Source organism: Vibrio sp. Y51_MX_L26, assembly GCF_024181935.1.
GTDB lineage: Bacteria > Pseudomonadota > Gammaproteobacteria > Enterobacterales > Vibrionaceae > Vibrio > Vibrio diabolicus.
Genome location: NZ_JAMZAS010000005.1, coordinates 52,904 through 71,287, shown reverse-complemented (window position 1 = coordinate 71,287; position 18,384 = coordinate 52,904). Strand labels below are relative to the sequence as shown.

Genomic DNA, 18,384 nt, shown 5'->3' with positions numbered 1-18,384 from the left:
GCGAACTGCTCGCCCTTTAAGCGCTTAGATCTTCGTAGCAAATCTTATTTTTGCCTGTACTCTTGGCTTGATATAACTTTTCATCCGCCGCTTTAAATAACTCATCAAAGCTTTCCTCTCGGTTCTCTTTACTGAACACCACACCGCCAGAGATCGTAAAACCTTCTTTAGTCACGCGTGTCGAGCGTTCATCTATGGCTTTTTTTACCCGCTCTAAAATTAGCTTAATGCCTTCCGAGTCTTCGTCGTAAATCGCCAACACGAACTCTTCGCCACCAAATCTTGAGGCGACATCTGTGTGGCGAATATTTTCACGTATACATTTTGCAACTAGCTGAATCGCAGAATCGCCGACATCATGACCATAGGTATCATTGATCTTCTTGAAGTTATCAATATCGAACACTGCTAATGCAACCTGTTTTTTCGTCATCTTATTGCGCCACACGGTTTGCATTCCTCGACGGTTCAACAAGCTCGTCATCGGATCTCTGGCGGCGAGATCTTTAAAATAACGTCGCTCACTATGCATATTCACATAGAACAATACGACTGTACTCAAAACGTAAATAGAGATCGCAACAATAAGGCTGTATTTTTCGAAAACCGCTAGGTTCTTAGCTTCATCCCAAAGGTTGTACTCGTAATACATGCTGTGATTCGCACTCAATCGCTCTAACTCGACTGGTTTGATACGTGTACTGTTTGAAGGAATGGATTGTAAATTGGAAACCAAATGAAACTTACCAACAAGACCTAGCGACGAAGCCATCAACGCATTGACATCAAAATCAATGGACAGCACACCTTGATGCCTCCCTTTTTCGTAAACAGGCACCGTCATACTAATGATTTGACCTTCCATCGAATCCAACATCGGCCCAGGTCCGGCCAAGGTGATGTTCACTTTATCTTGTGCGGTTTTTTGCCAAAATGGGCGCGCTTTTAGCGTTGACCAAAGCTCTCTAGTGAAGTTTTTCGCGTACGTGTCAGGAGACGAAATGACGTAACCACGTTTATCGATGTAATGAATACCAACGATATGGGATTCAATATCGTGCAGAAAAGACAATGACGGTGCAAAACCCGCCTTTTGTTCAGCTAATTGGTTAATCGTTGAACCTTGCTGACATAAGCTTTCATCGCCCACAATCATGTAATCAAGATCAACCGCAGGTAACCCCTCACTGTAGACACTCTCCAGCAACAAGACGTCTATCGGCCAAATATAACAAAGCCCCTTTTTGACTAAAGAATTGTGCTCTTCAGACAATGGGTTAGCGTAATTCGTATAGTTAGTAAAACTATAATCTAAGGCGGTGAGGACTTTAATACCACGGGACATGGCACGATCAATACGTGCATACTCAGAATCAATATAGCGATTGACCGCATCGTAGTAGTTTTTTGTCGTAACAAGCAAAACCACGACAAATAATGCGAGGGGAAAAAAGATGACAAATGAGAGACTAAATCGCCTTTGGTTAACCATTGAGTACCATGTATGTGAAAGGTAGTTCGTCTCTTATTAAACAATGGGATTACGCTGTCTTATCAACTGGCAATGCGTAGTGCGCATTGCCAGATAATCAGATAACCAACAAATGTGTACGCATTGTAGGAGACTGTTTATATATTAAAGAAGTTTAATCAATATAGAATGTAGTGTCACTTCAGTTGCCACAATTTGAAGCTCTGTGCAGGTATATTGACAGAAAGATGACCCTTATAATCAATAAGTTCGCGTCCATCCAGAAGTGACGAAAGATGGGTAGCCTCCAAACCAAGTTGCCACAGAGGCAAGTCAATTGAACACTCATCGCCACTTAGATTCATCACAACAACGATCGCTTCACTTCCAAGTACGCGCGCATAAGCCAGCACGTTGGTATCACAATGCAGCCATTGAATACTACCAGACTGTAAAGACTTGTACTGTTTACGTATCGAAATCCATTGCTTGTAAATCGACAGCCATGCTGAGTTTTCAATTTCATTCCAAGGGAAACAGCGACGATTATCCGGGTCCAGCCCTCCCTCTAGTCCGACTTCACTCCCATAGTAAATACAAGGTGTACCGACGTATGTCATGAGCAGAGCAAGTGCGATGTTCATTTTACGCTTATCACCATCAACCAGTGTGATAAAACGAGCAGTATCATGACTATCGAGTTGATTTAGCTGCGATAGCTGATTCGAAAATGGAATTTTTGCTCTGGCTTCGTCCAACCATGCTTTAAACTCCAAACCATCAATGTTGATTGGTTCATACATAATATCTTGCTGCGCGATAAAAGCTCGAACTGGATGAGCAAAACCGTAGTAGTTCATCGCCCCATCCTCTTGATCACCTTGCAGCCACTGTGTTGCTTCAAAAAAGTGCTCACCTAGCACATAGGCATTCGGATTGACTGACTTCGTCGCATGGCGAAACGCTTCAACATAATGAGCATTGTTTTTCGCTCCCTCTCCTTCGCCAAGCATATGAATAACATCAAATCGCCAACCATCGACTGAGTATGGTGGCTTAAGCCAGTGCTTAATGACAGATGCTTCGCTTTGATAGATATAGTCACGCACTTGTTCATTTTCGAAGTTCAGAACCGGTAAGTTACCAATGCCCTTCCAACCAATATAGTGATTGGTTTCGCCTTCAAAAAAGTAGTAATCGCGGAACTTTGACTGCGGATTGCCATACGCCCCTTCTCCTTTTTGTTGGATATCAAACCAAGGATGATGCACTGACGTGTGGTTAAACACCGCGTCTAAGACAATCTTCATATTCTTACCACGGATTTTCTCACACAGTTCAGCAAACTGATCATTGGTGCCGAACATAAGGTCAACAGTGAAATAATCGGTGGTGTCGTATTTATGATTACTTGGTGAAGAAAAGATCGGATTAAAATAAAGCGCAGTAACGCCGAGCTGTTCAAGATAGTCCAACTTTTGTTCCACACCTTTGAGGTCGCCGCCAAAAAACTCTCTTGCCCCGGTATTTTGGTGAGAGCCTACCGCTTCTCCCCACGATTTAATGATCGCTTCTGAATCATGCTGAGCATAAGCTTTACGAATGTCAGATTCACTTTTACTAGCAGAAAAACGGTCAGGAAAGATTTGATAGAACACTTGCTCTTGGACCCAGCTTGGTGGTTGATGGTTTACATTCAACTTAAAGTGGAACTCTTTGGGTGGAATACGCTTTTGTACGCCTCGTGCATCGAGCCAGTATTGTTGTCCGTCTTTGAGGAGCTTAAACACATAATGTGTGACATCTCGATCTCGATTTGGTCGGAACGATGCTTCCCATAGTAACAATTCTCCAGCAGTTCCTACTTGAGTCATGTCGACCAGATATTCTTCATTGTCCGGCTCAAGACGCACATATACGGAATCAAAATCCAATGTCTCGGTTTTCAGTCTGACTGTGACTTGCTCTTGATTAAAAGCTAAACCATCAATAGTTTGACTATGAAAGATAAATGGCAGGTTCATTATGGGCACTCCTCGTCATCGGATATGCCACTATGTTATTAAAGAATGAGAGACAAGAAATCCTCCTTGCGAGTTGACATATCAGCCAATTTTCCCAAGGAGGATCACACTTAGTAGGCGTAGTGACAGGTAGGATACTGCTTAGTTCAACAAGAGACTGTCATCTGCAAGCTCTTCACCACGCACTTTGGAGAACATATCCAACAAGTCTGGTACTTGCATGTTAGCGCGCTGCTCTCCAGCCACATCAAGCACAATTTCACCTTGGTGAAGCATTACGGTCCTATCGCCACATGCTAATGCGTCTTTCATCGAATGCGTCACCATCATCACGGTTAAATCGAACTCATCGACAATACGTTTAGTTAAGTCGATAACAAACGCCGCCATACGAGGATCAAGCGCAGCCGTGTGTTCATCAAGCAGTAACAACTTACTCTCCGATAACGTCGCCATCACAAGGCTAACGGCTTGTCGTTGTCCACCGGACAGTAAGCCAATGCTATCGCCCAGACGATCTTCTAAGCCAAGCCCTAGGATGCTAATTCGCTCTTGGAACAGCTTGCGACGTTTAGCTGAAAGCGCCAAACCCCAACTGCGTTTTTTACCACGCATGTACGCTAAAGCCATGTTCTCTTCTATCGTTAGCTCTCCACAGGTTCCGGCCAATGGATCTTGAAACACTCGTGCGCATTGCGTCGCACGCTGGGCTACCGTCTGCTTGGTGACGTCTTTGCCATCAATGATCACCTGACCACCTATCATCGGCGTCTCACCTGTCACCGCACCAAGCAACGTCGATTTTCCTGCGCCATTAGAACCAATCACGGTAAGAAATTGATGCTCTGGAACCTCTAAAGAGACGCCTTTCAATGCACGATTTTCTAAAATCGTCCCTGGGTTGAACGTGACCTGAATGTTATTAAGTTCAATCATAACGCCTCCCCCGAACCATTTTTTGATGCCGCTTGTTTAGCATCGGTAACGCGTTGTTTCGCTCTCATGCTCTGTTTTAATTTTGGAGCAATAAGCGCGACAGCCACCAATACTGCGGTGACAAGGTTGAGGTCTGATGCTTGCAAACCAAACATGCCAGAGCTCAAAGCGAAAGCTACAGCAAGACGATAAAGCACCGAACCGATGATGACAGCAAATACCGCAACCCAAATTTTTCGCCCCGGAATGAGGGTCTGGCCCAAAATCACAGCAGCCAAACCAACCACAATGGTGCCCACGCCAGAGGTCACATCTGCAAAGCTGTTCGTTTGTGCAAACAACGCGCCTGCGAATCCGACAAAACCGTTAGATAAAGCCAACCCAAAGTAGGTATAAAAACCAGTGCTCGCCCCTTGCGCAGAAACCATACGCGCATTAACGCCCGTGGCCCGTAAACCAAGACCAAAGTCGCTGTTCAGCAGGCGAATGACAAAGAAAGCGGACAAAAGAACTAAGACCCCAACAACCAGAGGACGAATGAACATCGGATCGCCCAAGGCTTCAAACGGAGTGAGAATCGTATCCTCTCCAAGCAACGCCATATTAGGTTTGCCCATAATACGAATATTGATTGAAAATGCCGCGATCATGGTAAGAATGGAAGCTAACAGGTGCAAAATACCACACCGAACAGCCAGAAAAGCGGTTACCCACCCCGTCATACTACCAGCTATCATCGCCATTATTGTCGCAAGCCAAGGATTAATACCTGCGACAATCGCCGTTGCAGCCACCGCCGCTCCCATTGGAAAGCTGCCATCCACACTCAAATCGGGGAAATCGAGAACACGAAACGTAAGATACACACCCAGAGCGACTAGGCCATAAATCAAGCCAATTTCGAGTGCGCCAAAAAAAGCAAATGCAGACATAACTGCTCCTTTCTGCATGTTCAGGCTGACGAATACCAACCTGAACTTAAGACTTCTAACGTATACTCCCATTCTTCTCTAGCAGAATGCTCTACACGAGAAGTCCGGCGAGTATCAATTTTGGGGCAAGCCTCTATCAACAGACGTGACGGCCCTAACCCCAAAAAAGAGCGTTACTTATTGCATGCTTGTCGCACGTTCAACCACAGAACTTGGCAGCTTGATACCGAGCTTAGATGCCGCGCTTTCATTAATTACGAGGTCAGAGCCCGTCGCGACTTTTACATCCAGCTTGCCTGGTTCTTGACCATCAAGAATCGCCGCCACGTAATCCGCGGTTTGTACACCAACCTGGTAGTAGTCAAAACCTAAGCCTGCAATTGCACCCTTTTCGACATACGACGTCGCGCCACCAAATACAGGTTTCTTTGCTTGATTCGCTGCCACAATCATCCCTTCAATCGCACTTGCAACTGTATTGTCTGTTGGGGCGTAAAGAATGTCTGATTTCGCTGCAATCGCTTGAGTCGCAGACTGAACATCAGCACTTTTTAGTGCGGTCGCTTCAACCACTTGTATGCCTTTTGCTTTTGCGCTTTCTTTTAGTAATTCAACTAAAGTCACGGCATTAGCTTCACCGGGATTAAATACAACCCCGATGCTTTTCACCTGAGGAAGAATTTCTTGGATGAGATTGACATGCTGAGCAACGGGTGAAAGATCAGACAGGCCAGTTACGTTTTTGCCTGGTTGTTCCATCGACTTAACCAATTTCGCACCAACCGGATCTGTTACCGCAGTAAAGACAACAGGGATAGAGCGAGTAGCCGACACCAAAGCTTGTGCCGAAGGTGTCGCGATGCCAACTAACACATCAGGATTTTCACCGACGTACTGACGGGCAATTTGCACCGCAATCGCTGGATTACCCTGTGCGGTCTTATAATCAAATTCTAGATTTTTGCCTTCTTCGTAGCCTTTCGCTTTCAAACCATCAAGCAATCCTTGGCGCGTCGCGTCTAACGCCGGGTGTTCGACAATTTGTGAAACTGCAACGGTTGCAGTGGCGGCCAGTACATTGGCAGAAGAGAAAATAGCAGTAGCAGATAGAACGGCAGTGGCTAATAAACGTTTCGTTTTCATCATAACTCCTTGATGTGACTTCGTCCTTGTTTCGCGAGCATTCAACATGAATATCGACTCGTGAATTCAAATGTTTGAAGGGGGTAATGTTGTGTTCGTATAACTGTGCACTTCTTGCGCATCTTGTTTTTATTATTACTACTAAGTCTTAGTAAAGAAAAGAAAGATTTAACACTAAAGCAACATTTGTGATCGGGGGACTTCTTCATCCGGAAAGAATCTTTGGTAAACAAAGCTTCGCTCGCTTCATCAACGACCGTCAAAGTAGGTAATAGAGGCAGGATCAAAAATGGAGCGGCTAGTGCACACTCCATTTCAAACAATTTAAATTAGAACCAACGCTCTAGTGACGACTTATCGAGCTGGCGAAACGCTCGGTTCAGTATTATCGCAAGCTCTTTATAACGAGGGCGAGCTTTAACAGGCTCTAGTGCAAAACCTGTTTCCACAATTTTTTGATGCAGCTCCCGATACCAAGACGCCAGAGAAGGCGGCAATTTCGTGTTGGATCGAGCACCAAGCCACCAAATCCCTTGGAGTGGCAAGCTAATCGCAAACAAGGCGACAACAATAGACTGAGGTAATGCGTGGTAATTGTTGAATGCCATTTGAGTGAGTACGCTGATCGCAGCAACGGCTGGCATGACTTTAATGCCAAAGCGAGTCGCCTTAATGATACGCTGTTCCGGAAATATGGCGCTTAGCTCTTTACGAACCGGCCAGATCTCCATGTAATTCTGGCCATCTTTCAGGCTATGGATCAATCCGACTTTATTACTCATACCGCTCTCTCACTAAAAAATAGTTGAACATTTCAACTGAAGGTACAAAAAATTGATGAAAGTTAATATTCTTTCAAATTTTTTTTGTTATCATTGCTTATTATCGCTATCCTTTGCAGACCCTCAATCTCATTGTTGCTGTTATTTACAATTTAAGCAACTCCGAGATATCTATCTGCACGGATCGCATCATAGTGATGGATGGGTTCATCACTATTTCTTTATATGGAATTAGAACAATTTTTGACCAGGATTAGTACGCAGCCTTCTGGGTATCGGCTATTCTTGTGATTAATTTTTCATTCTTTAACTGATTTTTTATCAGACGAATAACAGGTAGTCATACATGTCTAAGCTAGTTTTAGTTTTAAACTGCGGTAGTTCTTCTCTTAAATTTGCCGTTGTTGATGCCGAGAACGGCGACGAGCACTTATCAGGTCTTGCTGAGTGTCTTCACCTTCCTGAAGCTCGCATCAAGTGGAAACTTGATGGCAAGCACGAAGCTCAACTAGGCAATGGTGCAGCTCACGAAGAAGCACTAGCGTTTATGGTAGAAACTATTCTTGCTTCTAAGCCAGAGCTTAAAGCTAACCTAGGCGCAATCGGTCACCGTATCGTTCACGGCGGCGAGCAGTTCACTCAATCTGCACTAATCACTGATGAAGTTCTAAAAGGTATTCAAGACGCTGCAACATTTGCACCTCTTCATAACCCTGCTCACATCATCGGTATCGAAGCGGCTAAGAAAAACTTCCCAGAGCTGAAAAACGTTGCTGTATTTGACACTGCGTTCCACCAAACTATGCCTGAAGAGTCTTACCTATACGCTCTTCCATACAACCTATACAAAGAACACGGTATCCGTCGTTACGGTATGCACGGTACTTCTCACTTGTTCATCACTCGTGAAGTTGCTGGCCTACTAAACAAACCAGTTGAAGAAGTAAACATCATCAACTGTCACCTAGGTAACGGCGCGTCTGTATGTGCAATCAAGAACGGTCAATCTGTAGACACTTCTATGGGTCTTACTCCACTTGAAGGTCTAGTAATGGGTACTCGCTGTGGCGACATCGACCCTGCGATCATCTTCCACCTACACGACGCTCTAGGTTACTCTGTTGATCAAATCAACACGATGCTAACTAAAGAGTCTGGTCTTCAAGGTCTAACTGAAGTGACTTCTGACTGTCGTTTCGTTGAAGACAACTACGGTGAGAAAGAAGAAGCAACACGCGCAATGGACGTGTTCTGCCACCGTCTAGCTAAGTACGTAGCTGGCTACACTGCTTCAATGGACGGTCGTCTAGACGCAATCACTTTCACTGGCGGTATCGGCGAGAACTCTGGCCCTATCCGTGAAATGGTTCTAAACCGTCTTGGCATCTTCGGTATCGAAGTAGATAGCGAAGCTAACCTTAAAGCTCGCTTCGGCGGCGAAGGCGTTATCACGACTGAAAACAGCCGTATCCCTGCAATGGTTATCTCTACTAACGAAGAGCTAGTCATCGCTGAAGACACTGCACGCCTGACAGGTCTTTAATTGAATTACTGGCTAGCCACTCGGCTAGCCAGATTTTCATTCAAACGAATTTCTTAGGGGCTCAACTCCTATTCTTCGAGCTTCATGGAATAAGAGTTGAGCTTTTATCCCCCAAATAGCTAAAGGTACTCTACGAATGTCTCGTACTATTATGCTTATCCCTACTAGCGCAGGCGTTGGCCTAACAAGCGTTAGCATGGGTGTTCTTCGCGCTATGGAGCGTAAAGGCGTTAAAGTTTCTTTCTACAAGCCAATCTGTCAGCCACGTTCAGGTGGTGATCAGCCAGATCTGACTTCAACTATCGTTGGCCACAACAGCGATATGAAGATCGGTGAACCAATGGCGATGTCTGTTGCTGAAAGCCTAATCGGTAACGACAACATGGACGAGCTGCTAGAAACCGTTGTTGAACGTTACAACCAAATCAACAAAGACGCAGACGTTACGCTAATCGAAGGTCTTGTACCTACTCGTAAGCACCCATTTGCAAACCAAGTAAACGCGGAAATCGCGGCAACACTTGGTGCAGAAATCGTGCTAGTTGCGACTCCAGGTACTGATAACCCAGCGCAACTGAAAGAGCGTATCGAAGTAGCATGTTCTAACTTCGGCGGCACTAAGAACAAAAACATCTCTGGCGTTATCATCAACAAGCTAAACGCTCCTGTTGACGAAGCTGGCCGTACTCGCCCTGACCTATCTGAAATCTTTGACGATGCAGATAGCGCGAAACAAAACGAATTGAAAGTGATGGAAATCTTCAACACTTCTCCAATTCGTGTACTAGGTTGCGTGCCATGGAGCATTGATCTGATTGCGACTCGTGCAATCGACATGGCTAAGCACCTGAAAGCAGATATCATCAACGAAGGTGACATCAACACTCGTCGCATCAAGAGCATCACTTTCTGTGCACGTTCTCTGCCAAACATGATTGAGCATTTCAAGCCTGGCTCTCTACTTGTTACTTCTGCAGACCGTCCTGATGTTATCGTTGCTGCTTCTCTTGCTGCAATGAACGGTGTGGATATTGGTGCTGTACTGCTAACTGGCGGTTACGACATCCCTCGCGAAATCGAAGGTCTATGTAAACCAGCGTTCGACACTGGTCTACCTATCTTCAAAGCACAAGGTAACACTTGGCAGACATCTCTAAACCTACAGAGCTTCAGCATCGAAGTACCTGCAGACGATAAAGAGCGTATCGAGTTCATCAACGAGCACGTTGCTGGTCACATCGACGGTAACTGGATCGAGTCAATGACTGAAGGTACTCAGAAGTCTCGTCGTCTAAGCCCACCAGCGTTCCGTTACCAGCTAACTGAACTTGCTCGTAAAGCAGGCAAGCGTATCGTTCTTCCAGAAGGTGACGAACCACGTACTGTTAAAGCGGCAGCAATCTGTGCTGAACGCGGTATTGCAGACTGTGTGCTTCTAGGTAACCCAGATGAAATCCGTCGCGTAGCAGCTCAACAAGGCGTTGAGCTAGGTACTGGCGTAACCATCATCGATGCCGATGCTGTTCGTGAAAACTACGTTGCTCGTCTAGTTGAGCTACGCGGTGCGAAAGGCATGACTGAAGTTGTGGCTCGTGAGAAGCTACAAGATTCAGTATTCCTAGGCACAATGATGCTTGAGAACGACGAAGTTGACGGCCTAGTTTCTGGTGCTGTTCATACTACGGCGAACACTATCGTTCCTCCGTTCCAAATCATCAAGACTGCACCAAATGCGTCTATCGTATCTTCAGTATTCTTCATGCTTCTGCCTGATCAAGTACTGGTTTACGGTGACTGTGCGATCAACCCAGATCCAACCGCTGAACAGCTTGCTGAAATCGCTATCCAATCTGCTGACTCTGCAGCAGCATTCGGTATCGACCCTCGCGTTGCGATGATTTCTTACTCTACTGGTGAATCTGGTAAGGGTGCAGACGTTGATAAAGTACGTGAAGCAACTCGCATCGCGAAAGAGAAGCGTCCTGATCTAGTGATCGACGGTCCTCTGCAGTACGACGCAGCTATCATGGAAAACGTGGCAGCGTCTAAAGCGCCTAACTCTCCAGTAGCAGGTAAAGCGACAGTATTCGTATTCCCAGACCTAAACACGGGTAACACGACTTACAAAGCAGTACAACGTTCAGCTGACCTAGTTTCTATCGGTCCAATGCTGCAAGGTATGCGCAAGCCTGTAAACGACTTGTCTCGTGGCGCGCTAGTAGACGATATCGTGTACACAATCGCTCTAACAGCAATCCAAGCAGACCAAGAAGCTAAATAATCGCTTCTGACATCTAGTTGGACAACTATCCAAAGCCCTCGATTCGTCGAGGGCTTTTTCTATTGTTGGCCACACAGCAAAGAGGCTATGAGCAATAGCACTAATACGCTCTTATCAATATAGCGCCATAAATACCCCAGCCCCAACCACAACACAACCTGTCATCACTGGTGCGATTCGGTGCCAAAGCTTCTTATCCCCTATCGCGATGACCATCCCCATTTTCACAATGGTATTAACCGAAGCGGCAATCAAAATGCCTAACGCAGCAGTGGTCACGCTCAATGTTTGCGTACTTTGACGCCCGAGGGTTAACGAGATCGCATCAACGTCAGTAATCCCTGATAAAGCAGAAAGGATCAACACACCCGCGTTGCCGAACCAGTCAGACAAAGCATGAGCAAGCAGCATAATCACCGCCAACACGAGGCCAAAGAACAGTGCCGACTGCAAAGCAAGAGGGTTCGTTTGCTTATTTGATTGCTCAATCTGCTCAACTTCACTTCTGCGCCAAATCCACCATGCCGGAATGTACAGCGCAACCATCATCGCCATCACAATTGGCCAAAGCAGTTTCACTAATTGTGGATTGATAACGGACAGTACGATAAGTAAACGAGGGAACATGGTTCCGCAGCTCAAAAGAATACCACTAGCGAGTAACGGGCTGATGCTCGCTTGCTCACGAGAAAGATGGGAAAACTGCAACGTTAATGCTGTCGAAGAGCTAAGCCCCGCAAATACAGACGTAAACAAAATACCTCGCTTCGCCCCGCCGATCTTTATCGCAAAATAACCGACAAACGAGATACTAGCGATCAGCACAACCATCCACCAAATCTCATACGGGTTAAGTGCATTCCAAGGGCCGTAAGATTGATTTGGTAACAGTGGTAACATGACTATCGAGATAAGTAATAAACGCAGTGCTGCGTCTAACTCATACTCTTGCAGTTTTTGTAGCGCTTGATGTAGCTCTCTTTTGTTATCGAGCACTACCGCGGTTATGACGGCCGCTGCTGCTGCCAAAACAGCCTCACCCGACACGGCAAGGTTACCCAGAACAAACACCACCATGATACTAACCACGCCAGTGATGCTCACATCTCCGCTCTTTTTCTGCTGTATAACAAAAGCGATGCAAGTGAGGATGACTAAAGCGATAAGCGCAAAACCAATGAGTAAAGGTGTATAGATGTTGGCGAGAATGCCAACTAAACCACCGAGTAAACCGACTAAAGAAAAAGTACGAATGCCTGCTACACGACTGCCTTCTGCGCTATTGCGCATCACCCAGCCACGTTGGATGCCAACAATTGCCCCTAGTAATAGAGCAATAAGCAGATTCCAAATTAGATGCTCGCCACTGACAAACTCATTGATATCCATGCATCACCCCGTTAAAAAGCGGTTGTTATATCATTAGTTTATTTGAATATGGGTAAGAAGCTGTGACGATGAGAGGATAATCAGAAAATGGCCCCGGTTCCCTGCTTACCATTGCGTCTTATAATTTCATTATTCTTTTATCTACCACCAAAACGTAATAGAACGAAGCGGCCCTCCCTGTTCAATTTATCAGCATTATTTACATTTCAACTGAACTTTCTTACTCGAACTACGTAACGAAGATGGACTGCTATTAAGCAAACTCACACATAAGTAAGGAATACATATGAACAACTCCATCAACAACTCACTGCTAAAGCTTGGTTTAGCTGCAATTCTGTTCAGTTTTTCTTCATTCAGCTTTTCTGCCCCAAGCATTAAAGGCGTTGATCAAGATATGTCCGGAGGAACGGTAACCGCAAAAATGGCTCATGCTGACGACAACGGATGGATGGTAGTCCACCGAACAGACGAATCAATGAAGCCTGGCCCTGTTATCGGCTATGCCCCATTAAAGATGGGACAGAATGAGAACGTGAATGCAATTTTGATGGAACCGGTTGAGTCTGGCGACATGCTGATGCTAATGGTCCACGGAGAAAAAGGGGGAATGAAGACTGGCGTATTTGAATATACACTCGGAGCCAAAGAAGATGGCCCTGTAAAAGTCGACGGAAAACTAGTGATGGACGTCGTACGCGCTAAGTAAGACGAGCGCACACTTAAAAGTCACTCTCCTACTCCTAGTATTTAGTTAGCATAAAAGTACTTAACGACATTGCTAACCGTTAAGTACTTTTTCATTTCTGATGGAGGCAGCAAACTAGCTAATTATTTCTCTTCCATGAGGAGAGTTTAAGTCTAAATCAGGCCCTTTGGGTACAACTTGCGTCGGGTTAATACCAGTGTGGCTGAAATAGTAGTGACGTTTAATATGGTAGAAATCCGTGGTTTCTTCGACGCCTTCGACTTGATACAACTCTTTTAAGTATCCTTGAATATTCTCGTAGTCTGCGATGCGCTGCTTGTTACATTTGAAGTGACCTACATACACGGCATCGAAACGGATCAGAGTCGTAAACAAACGCCAATCAGCCTCAGTAATAGTATTCCCCGCTAAATAACGATGCGTCGCTAGGTGCGAATCGATTTTATCTAGCGCAGCGAATAAAGAATCGAATGCTTCTTCATATGCCTCTTGCGTGGTCGCAAAACCACAGCGATACACTCCATTGTTGACGTTTGGATAAACAAAATCGTTCCATTCGTCAATAACATGCTTTAGCTGTTCTGGATAATAGTCATCGTGGTTTCCTGTTAACTCATTGAACTCCGAGTTAAACATACGAATAATTTCTGACGACTCATTCGACACGATCGTATTGGTCTTTTTATCCCAAAGCACAGGCACAGTTACACGGCCTGTATAATCTGGTTTGGCCTGCGTGTAGATTTGGTGCATACGAGTGTGACCAAATAGTGGCTCAGGAAGCCCCATTTGCCAGCCTTGGCTTAACATATCAGGGCAAACAACCGTGACATCAATATGTGGTTCTAAGCCTTTCAGCTTGCGGAAGATGAGCGTTCGGTGTGCCCAAGGACAAGCAAGAGAGACATACAAATGGTATCGACCAGACTCTGGTTTAAACTCCGCATCAGGTTCGTTTTTAACCCAGTTACGGAATCCGGCATCTTCACGCACAAATTTGCCACCATTTGATTTTGTGTCATACCAGACGTCATGCCAAACACCTTCGACCAACTTACCCATGATTGCGCTCCTCTCATTCTGTTTATGTCTATATTAGCGTTTCCTATCAAACAGAAAATCACTGAACTTAGGACATCATGTTCAAGAAATTCGAATGTATAAATCAGATGCATAAAAAAAGCGCGACCCGATAAAGGTGTCGCGCTTAAGCCCGTCACAGGCTGAATTTATACACTAACGTGTAAACAAGATACCGCGTGAACGTCGTTACCTTGAATCGTTGGCTTCGTCTTCGCACACTCTTCGGTTGCTTGTGGGCAACGAGTGCGGAACACACAACCCGATGGTGGACTGATCGGCGAAGGAAGGTCGCCTTCCAGCATCTGGATTTTCTTACTGCGTTCAATGTTCGGGTCCGGAATCGGAACCGCTGACATCAATGCGCGTGTATATGGGTGCTTAGGATCAGCAAACAGCGCCTCCGCCTCACCGAGCTCGACAGCATTACCCAAGTACATGACCAAAACACGATCTGAGATATGTTTAACCACTGACAAGTCATGCGCAATGAATACCAGAGAAAGGCCTAGTTCTTTTTGAATCTCTTTAAGCAGGTTAACAACCTGAGCTTGAATAGATACATCAAGCGCCGATACGGGTTCATCACAGATGATCATCTTAGGCTTAAGGATAAGCGCACGCGCAATACCGATACGCTGGCACTGACCACCCGAGAACTCGTGCGGATAACGGTTGATCACATTTGGTAGTAGACCCACTTTCGCCATCATCTCTTTAACGCGGTCTTTCACTTCCTGCTTAGACAGTTCTGGGTAGAACGTTTCAAGAGGCTCAGCAATAATGTCGCCAACCGTCATACGTGGGTTAAGAGAAGCCAAAGGATCTTGGAAAATCATTTGGATTTCTTTACGCGTTTCACGACGTTGGACGTCTTTCATCTTAGTTAGATCTTGACCCAACCAAACTACTTCGCCATCCGTCGCTTCAACAAGACCGATGATGGCGCGCGCAAACGTCGATTTACCACAACCTGACTCGCCTACTACACCAAGTGTTTCCCCTTCGTATAGTCGAACGTTCACCCCATCAACCGCTTTTAGGCTTGAAGGCTTTGACCACGGCCATGCCGATTTTGACGCAATGCTGAAGTGAACTTTCAGCTCTGAAATGTCCAGAATTAGCTTTTTATCTACTGCGTTCATTTGTTCCAAGCCTCCCATTCAGAAAAACATGCGCGCTGACGGCCATCACCAAATGGAGTCAGAATTGGCGCTTCACGCTTACAACGATCCATCACTCGATGGCAACGCTCTTGATAAGGGCAGCCCGGTGGTAAACGAAGCAAGTTTGGTGGATTACCAGGAATGGTTGGCAGAATTTCACCTTCCGTATCAAGGCGAGGAATCGCTTTCAACAGACCCTCTGCATAAGGGTGACTTGGATTATAGAAGATTTCGTTTACGTTGCCGTACTCCATCGTACGACCTGCATACATCACCAGCACCTTATCACACGAACCTGCAACAACACCAAGGTCGTGCGTGATCATGATGATCGCCGTGTTGAACTCGTCTTTAAGCTCATTAAGCAGGTCCATTATCTGTGCTTGAACCGTCACATCAAGTGCTGTTGTTGGCTCATCGGCAATAAGCAACTTAGGACGACATAACAACGCCATCGCGATCATTACACGCTGACGCATACCGCCTGAAAACTCATGCGGGTACATCGTGATACGCTTACGCGCTTCAGGGATTTTCACCGCTTCCAGCATGCGTACTGATTCTTCAAATGCTTCCGCTTTGCCCATTCCTTTGTGCAGCATAAGCACTTCCATCAACTGATCACTTACTTTCATGTAAGGGTTCAGTGATGTCATTGGGTCTTGGAAGATCATTGCGATCTGTTCCGCACGCACTTTGTTCAGTTCTTTTTCTGGTAAGTTTAGGATTTCTTTGCCTTCAAACTTTGCGCTACCAGAGATAATACCGTTTTTAGCCAAAAGGCCCATGATTGCGAATACGGTTTGAGATTTACCTGATCCCGACTCTCCAACGATGCCTAAGGTTTCGCCTTGGTTGAGAGAGAAGTTCAAATCGTTTACTGCGGTTACGATACCATCTTGCGTGGTGAATTCGACGCGCAGATCTTTGACATCTAATAAGCTCATCATTGCTTCCTTAATCTTATCTTTTAATTATCTGTCTTTTGGATCCAGCGCATCGCGCAGGCCGTCACCAACGTAGTTGAAGCAGAATAGCGTCACAACCATGAACACGGCTGGGAATGCCAGCTGCCAGATTGCCACTTCCATTGTCTGTGCACCTTCTTGTAGAAGCGCGCCCCAACTTGTCATCGGTTCCTGAACACCAAGACCAAGGAATGATAGGAATGACTCCGTCAGGATCATGCTCGGAATAAGCAGCGTAGAGTAAACCGCTACAATACCCAGTACGTTCGGCACGATATGACGAGTGATAATTTTCCAGTTGCTAACACCACACACATGTGCAGCTTCGATGAACTCTTTGCTACGTAAGCTGAGTGTCTGACCACGTACGATACGCGCCATATCTAGCCATGCGATAGCACCAATCGCAACGAAGATCAGCATGATGTTACGACCGAAGAATGTTACCAGTACGATTACCAGGAACATAAACGGTACCGCGTATAAAATTTCTAGAATACGCATCATTACGCGGTCAACTTTACCGCCGATAAAACCAGATGCTGCGCCGTAGAGCGTACCAATCAGTACCGCTACAAATGCGCCCATAACACCCACCATCAACGAAATACGACCCCCAATTAGCGTACGCACGTATAAATCACGGCCTAGGCTGTCAGTACCAAACCAATGGTCAGCATTCGGTGCAACGTGCATCGCGTACCAGTCAGTATCATCAAAGGTGTGCGGTGCGATCATTGGCAGAATAATCACCGCCAACGTCATTAGAACAAGAAGGAATAAGCTCACCATTGCCGCTTTGTTGCGCATAAAACGGATACGAGCATCTTGCCAAAGACTGCGACCTTCAATCTCCAAGTTTTCGGAGAACTTCTCAATCGCTTCTAGGTTTTCTTTTTTCGTTAACATAACCAAACGTCCCTGTTAGTAGCGAATTTTCGGGTCAATCATTGCAAGTAGAATATCGACAATCGCGTTGAATAAAATGAATAGGAAACCAATCAGGATGGTTACACCCATTACTAGCGAGTAGTCACGGTTAAACGCAGCGTTAACGAATAGCTTACCAATACCTGGTAGACCAAAAATGGTTTCGATAACAACAGAACCAGTGATGATACCTACGAAAGCAGGACCCATGTAAGAAACAACAGGGAGAAGTGCCGGCTTAAGAGCGTGCTTGATGATGATGTAACGGTAGCTTAGACCTTTAGCACGAGCCGTACGAATAAAGTTACTGTTCAGTGTCTCGATCATCGAGCCACGCGTAATACGAGCGAAGGTTGCAACATACAGTAGTGACATACCAATGACAGGAAGCACTAAATACTGCCAGCTACCATCTTGCCAACCGCCCGCAGGGAAGATATTCCAGTGAAGCGAGAATAGATAGATAAGCGCAGGTGCCAATACAAAAGAAGGCATTACCACGCCGAGCATCGCTGTCGACATGATGGTGTAATCAATCCAAGTATTCTGCTTGAGCGCAGCAATGGTACCGACGGTAACCCCCATAATCAGGGTAAAGATAAAGGCGATGAAGCCCACTTTAGCCGAAACCGGTAAGGCAACCGCGATCAGCTCGTTAACCGAGTAATCAAGGTATTTAAATGACGGTCCGAAATCCCCTTGGATAACATTGGTCAAATACGTGGTGTATTGTTCAAATACAGGTTTATCTAAGCCATATTTAGCTTCGATATTTGCCATTACTTCGGGTGGCAATGGACGCTCTGTCGAGAAAGGGTTTCCCGGTGCAAAGCGCATAAGAAAGAAAGATACGGTGATCAAAACCAACATTGTTGGGATCGCCTCAAATATCCTTTTTGCGATGAATTTAAGCATAAACTCACTCTTTCAGTCTGTGACAGTTAAATTAAAGAAGTCGTCCAATTCTTTTGGACTAAAGATAGGCGCTACATGCAATTTCTCACATGTAGAGCCTCATTTTTATAGTTCT

15 protein-coding genes are annotated in these 18,384 nt (G+C 45.5%); 3 read left to right on the top strand and 12 right to left on the bottom strand.

All coding sequences use genetic code 11. The annotated features are described in order from the left end of the window. Nucleotides 1-16: 16 nt before the first annotated feature. The 6 genes from NL645_RS13050 to yfbV all read right to left on the bottom strand — a co-directional run bounded on the left by NL645_RS13050 (nt 17) and on the right by yfbV (nt 7,288). Nucleotides 17-1,492: a sensor domain-containing diguanylate cyclase gene (locus tag NL645_RS13050; RefSeq protein WP_139059459.1), complete on the bottom strand. Its 1,476-nt coding sequence runs from the start codon at nt 1,490-1,492 to the stop codon at nt 17-19. A gap of 176 nt (nt 1,493-1,668) precedes the next feature. Next, nucleotides 1,669-3,495, bottom strand: coding sequence for a maltodextrin glucosidase (malZ, locus tag NL645_RS13045; RefSeq protein ID WP_253651812.1), 1,827 nt, complete (start codon nt 3,493-3,495; stop codon nt 1,669-1,671). Between the two features lie 141 nt (nt 3,496-3,636). After that, nucleotides 3,637-4,431, bottom strand: coding sequence for an ABC transporter ATP-binding protein (locus tag NL645_RS13040; RefSeq protein ID WP_005396631.1), 795 nt, complete (start codon nt 4,429-4,431; stop codon nt 3,637-3,639). Next, the gene (locus NL645_RS13035; RefSeq protein WP_054574798.1) at nt 4,428-5,363 is read right to left on the bottom strand and encodes an ABC transporter permease; all 936 of its coding nucleotides are present in this window, start codon (nt 5,361-5,363) and stop codon (nt 4,428-4,430) included. The genes NL645_RS13040 and NL645_RS13035 overlap by 4 nt, the downstream gene beginning before the upstream one ends. Before the next feature lie 177 nt (nt 5,364-5,540). After that, on the bottom strand, nt 5,541-6,506 hold the full coding sequence (locus NL645_RS13030; RefSeq protein ID WP_253651811.1) for an ABC transporter substrate-binding protein: 966 nt from the start codon (nt 6,504-6,506) through the stop codon (nt 5,541-5,543). Between the two features lie 329 nt (nt 6,507-6,835). After that, the gene (gene yfbV, locus NL645_RS13025; protein ID WP_005380809.1) at nt 6,836-7,288 is read right to left on the bottom strand and encodes a terminus macrodomain insulation protein YfbV; all 453 of its coding nucleotides are present in this window, start codon (nt 7,286-7,288) and stop codon (nt 6,836-6,838) included. Nucleotides 7,289-7,634: 346 nt separating this feature from the next. Here yfbV and NL645_RS13020 point away from each other — a divergent pair, with 346 nt between their 5' ends. Both NL645_RS13020 and pta read left to right on the top strand, forming a co-directional pair. Then, nucleotides 7,635-8,831: an acetate kinase gene (locus NL645_RS13020; RefSeq protein WP_005396635.1), complete on the top strand. Its 1,197-nt coding sequence runs from the start codon at nt 7,635-7,637 to the stop codon at nt 8,829-8,831. Nucleotides 8,832-8,967: 136 nt separating this feature from the next. Beyond that, nucleotides 8,968-11,112 carry a phosphate acetyltransferase gene (pta, locus tag NL645_RS13015; protein WP_005396636.1) on the top strand — a complete coding sequence of 715 codons (2,145 nt, stop codon included), beginning with the start codon at nt 8,968-8,970 and terminating at the stop codon, nt 11,110-11,112. Between the two features lie 114 nt (nt 11,113-11,226). Here pta and NL645_RS13010 read toward each other — a convergent pair whose 3' ends face one another. Then, nucleotides 11,227-12,501, bottom strand: coding sequence for a DUF4010 domain-containing protein (locus tag NL645_RS13010; RefSeq protein WP_253651810.1), 1,275 nt, complete (start codon nt 12,499-12,501; stop codon nt 11,227-11,229). Nucleotides 12,502-12,787: 286 nt separating this feature from the next. Between NL645_RS13010 and NL645_RS13005 the strand changes: the two genes are divergently transcribed. Then, nucleotides 12,788-13,210, top strand: coding sequence for a hypothetical protein (locus tag NL645_RS13005; protein ID WP_012841581.1), 423 nt, complete (start codon nt 12,788-12,790; stop codon nt 13,208-13,210). A 114-nt stretch (nt 13,211-13,324) separates the two neighbouring features. On the opposite strand, the gene NL645_RS13000 is transcribed toward NL645_RS13005, so the two are convergent. The 5 genes from NL645_RS13000 to oppB all read right to left on the bottom strand — a co-directional run bounded on the left by NL645_RS13000 (nt 13,325) and on the right by oppB (nt 18,269). Continuing rightward, nucleotides 13,325-14,272, bottom strand: a complete 948-nt coding sequence (locus NL645_RS13000; RefSeq protein ID WP_170902930.1) for a glutathione S-transferase family protein — start codon at nt 14,270-14,272, stop codon at nt 13,325-13,327. A 167-nt stretch (nt 14,273-14,439) separates the two neighbouring features. Continuing rightward, nucleotides 14,440-15,453, bottom strand: a complete 1,014-nt coding sequence (gene oppF / locus NL645_RS12995; RefSeq protein WP_006742812.1) for a murein tripeptide/oligopeptide ABC transporter ATP binding protein OppF — start codon at nt 15,451-15,453, stop codon at nt 14,440-14,442. Further along, nucleotides 15,432-16,403: an ABC transporter ATP-binding protein gene (locus tag NL645_RS12990; RefSeq protein WP_005396641.1), complete on the bottom strand. Its 972-nt coding sequence runs from the start codon at nt 16,401-16,403 to the stop codon at nt 15,432-15,434. Before NL645_RS12990 ends, oppF begins: the two co-directional genes overlap by 22 nt. A 27-nt stretch (nt 16,404-16,430) precedes the next feature. Then, on the bottom strand, nt 16,431-17,333 hold the full coding sequence (gene oppC / locus NL645_RS12985; RefSeq protein ID WP_005396642.1) for an oligopeptide ABC transporter permease OppC: 903 nt from the start codon (nt 17,331-17,333) through the stop codon (nt 16,431-16,433). Nucleotides 17,334-17,348: 15 nt separating this feature from the next. Further along, nucleotides 17,349-18,269 carry an oligopeptide ABC transporter permease OppB gene (oppB, locus tag NL645_RS12980; protein ID WP_006742810.1) on the bottom strand — a complete coding sequence of 307 codons (921 nt, stop codon included), beginning with the start codon at nt 18,267-18,269 and terminating at the stop codon, nt 17,349-17,351. Nucleotides 18,270-18,384: the final 115 nt, after the last annotated feature.